The organism is Pseudoalteromonas sp. AWM4_233, from assembly GCF_056158285.1.
Genome location: NZ_JBSWSZ010000085.1, coordinates 1 through 3,138 on the forward strand (window position 1 = coordinate 1; position 3,138 = coordinate 3,138).

Genomic DNA, 3,138 nt, shown 5'->3' on the forward strand with positions numbered 1-3,138 from the left:
TACGCATCGAAGGTTAACGACGGTTAGATTCACCTCTTACACAGCCATTCGGGATAAATTCGACATACGGTCGTTCCAGGTAATGCGGGCTGATCTGGATATCGCCCTGCCTGAATCCAGCCAGGTTACATCCGGGACCGTGAAACTTGGGCTGATCAGTCTGCTAATCTACAACTGGGATATGAAAAACCTTGACGAACACTCTTCCCTTCGGCTGATCCTCGAAAAACAGCAGCTTCGGATTGTACGGTCAAGGCTTGCATTTGACAGGATTGAATATGACTACCATGCACATGCATTGGAAATCTCATAACCTTTCCTTGCAACAGTATGACACCCTGGGGCGGCTTGCCTTCGAAATGGACGAAGCAATCTCTTGATTCACCAGATGGACTTTGAAGCCCTGTAGAACGCTGAGGCCTACATCCTGGAAGACCTGAGAATCGATTCCGCCCGGCTAACCGCACATGTCTACCCGCATGATCCTGTCCCGCGAAGCAAAAAAGGACCGGATGCCCGGTGAGCGATTTACTCAAGGATAATTTTGGTACCATGCAGCTGGCGAATGGGGGCTTGGTTAATTCCACGATTGATTTCGTCCTTTACAAGCCGGAAGATACCCTGGCGCTGACCATCCCCAACCTCTCCATCCGGACTACCGAATTCGGGGTATCCCCCGCCAGCAGCACATTAACATTTTCTGACTTTATCGTTGAAGCATCCGGTATCGATGTTGAGCTTGAAGGGCTTTACAATATCCGGATTGGTCGCTTGTTTTATAAGGATGGGATTGACCTTACACTTGACAGCATTCAGGTTCGTGAGGCCCCGATTACAGATAATATTGTGCATTGTGAACAGATTGAACTTTACTCTTTCAGCGTGTTTAATCTTCTGTACAGCAGCCTGATTCAGGCAGATTCGCTTGTTCTCCGCAATGGTAACGTCTATTTCAATAAATTCGGCCGGCTGGATGCCCCGCCTTCGAATGGTGCAAATGCACGGCAGGCCAACAGCAGTGTTGATCTCGACAAGCTGATTTTTGATCATGTGGATGCAATTATCGATTTTGGCGACAGAAAGGTGGAGGTTCGGGGCATGGAAGCACAGGCTGATAATTTCATCAGAACACCCGATACCGCTTCCTATGAACTTCAGTACCTGCGGACCAGGTATACCAGGTACAGTGATCAGACAGCCGATATCGACATTGTTGCCCGGGAGATGAACTTCAAACCATTACAATTACGGCTGGCATCGGTTCAGGGTAACTATTCAACCCTGAACGTAGCTATAAAGGGACTGTTTGCCAGCCCGAAGAATTTTGCGATCGGACGCACCCTTTTACTATGAATGGAATACAATAAATATTAACGATCTGCATGTTACGGGTGAACTTCCCAAGCCCAGGCAACAACCCAATCAGGGCGGTGCACCCCTTTCGCTGGCCATTGAAGAAGCAGGCATAGACAATCTGCAAATCAGCGTGTCCAATGGTGAAAACAGCTACGGGCTTACGGGCGGAGAATTTCACCTTCGCGGAATTGGAATCTCGCCTTCAGCGATTAACCTGCCGGAAGTGTCGGCGAGATTTGAAGCCTTCACACTTGACAGTCGGGATTCCAGGGTAACACTGGGCAACACCAGTATCAACAGTATGGGGATTTCCGAATTCAGCAACCTGTCCGTTGTCACACCAACAACTACCATCACCATTCCCGAAATACAAACAGGACCGCTGGCGTATTCCGACAGCAGTTTTTTTATCAATCACTCCAGGTTCAGCTCGGTAAGCCTGTCACAGCCGGCGTCGGATCAGCATTCTAAAATTGACAGCATTGTGCTGACGGATTTATCCTGGAACAAGCAGGCAGGACCCCGATGTTGAAAAGGTGCGTGTTTTTTCGCCCCAAATCCACCTGTTTAGCAATAAAAACGGAAATAAGGAGAAACCTGCGGACGCTACGCGCATAGCACCCTTTAAATATGTTAATGAAATTGATCTGTCGCCGGGCGTTGTTTCCATAGATGAGAAGAAAATTGAATTTGGAAACATACGCATAGTGAAAGGCAGCGAACATCTTGATTTTTCGCTGACCGACCTTTCATTTGATACGGGCAAAGGGGTGCTGTCCGTTGAATCTGTGAATTCAGCCAGCGATAATATTTTAGTAGACAATTTCCGTTTTCAGGCAGATGAAGAATTTGTTCGAAACATGGAACTCGAAAATGATGTATTTGACGGGGTGGCCCGCTCAATTGAAATCAGTGATGTGGTCTGGGATTCATTGTATGAGAAAAATATGCTTCAGGCTTCTTCAGTGGTGATCAACGGGGCTGATTTTGTAATTCGTCGTGACAAACGGCTGCCCGACCCTCCGTTTAAACGTAAACCATTTCTTGTTGGCGAGTGGATACCGCATTCCGGTTCGGTTCAGATTCCATTGCTGAAAATTCAGAATACCAACATAACCTATAAGGAAATCGGGGAGAAAACGGGTTCCCAGGGAAGTGTTACTGTTAATGATATCAATGGAGAAGTTCACCTGGCCAGGAATATTACCGAACCGGAACAGGTGCTCCAGGCAACCGCGAAGTTGGTACGACACCGGAAAATCTGACTGCTGCATATGCGCGTATCGATTCCTCAAGGTTTTCCCTTAATGTACGGCTGACCGACATGCCTGCGCCCCTGCTTAATCAGATGGTGGATTCGCTTGAAGCCATTAAGCTGAAATCCGGTATGATCAGGGAATTCGACATGACCATTACAGGAACCGACAGTCTTGCTACAGGAAACACCATTATAACGTATGAAGATCCTGCATATCGAGATTTTCAAAAAAGGTTCGCCTGAAGTGCGTAATCTTGGTTCTGAATTGCTTACGCTGCTTGCCGACGGCATTATTCTGAAGCATTCCAAGACCGATGCCATCGGTACGGTGAACCAGGTGCGGTTCAGGGAAAAAGGACCGATCAATTACTGGGTAAAATCTGCGATTCACGGGGCTATGGACGCGATTCGAAAAGGCACGGATCAAAAAACCGAATCACGAAAAAAACGCAGGAAAAAGGACCGGAGTTAGCCGGGCTCATCAATTGCCTCATTTTCCTCTGACGCTGGATTTTCAGGTTTCT

At 47.6% G+C, this 3,138-nt stretch carries 5 protein-coding genes; all 5 read left to right on the top strand.

Annotated elements, in window-relative coordinates:
* Positions 1–313, top strand: a 313-nt coding sequence (locus ACXAC4_RS20660; RefSeq protein WP_475165071.1) for a hypothetical protein, incomplete at its 5' end; no start/stop codon positions are given.
* Positions 314–519: 206 nt separating this feature from the next.
* Complete coding sequence (locus ACXAC4_RS20665) at positions 520–1,353, top strand: hypothetical protein (protein WP_475165072.1); 834 nt, start codon at positions 520–522, stop codon at positions 1,351–1,353.
* On the top strand, positions 1,325–1,888 hold the full coding sequence (locus tag ACXAC4_RS20670) for a hypothetical protein (RefSeq protein WP_475165073.1): 564 nt from the start codon (positions 1,325–1,327) through the stop codon (positions 1,886–1,888). The genes ACXAC4_RS20665 and ACXAC4_RS20670 overlap by 29 nt, the downstream gene beginning before the upstream one ends.
* A gap of 4 nt (positions 1,889–1,892) precedes the next feature.
* Positions 1,893–2,621 (top strand): hypothetical protein, encoded by a 729-nt coding sequence (locus ACXAC4_RS20675; protein ID WP_475165075.1) that lies wholly within the window; start codon positions 1,893–1,895, stop codon positions 2,619–2,621.
* 192 nt (positions 2,622–2,813) lie between these two features.
* Complete coding sequence (locus tag ACXAC4_RS20680) at positions 2,814–3,086, top strand: hypothetical protein (protein ID WP_475165076.1); 273 nt, start codon at positions 2,814–2,816, stop codon at positions 3,084–3,086.
* The last annotated feature ends 52 nt before the right edge of the window (positions 3,087–3,138 follow it).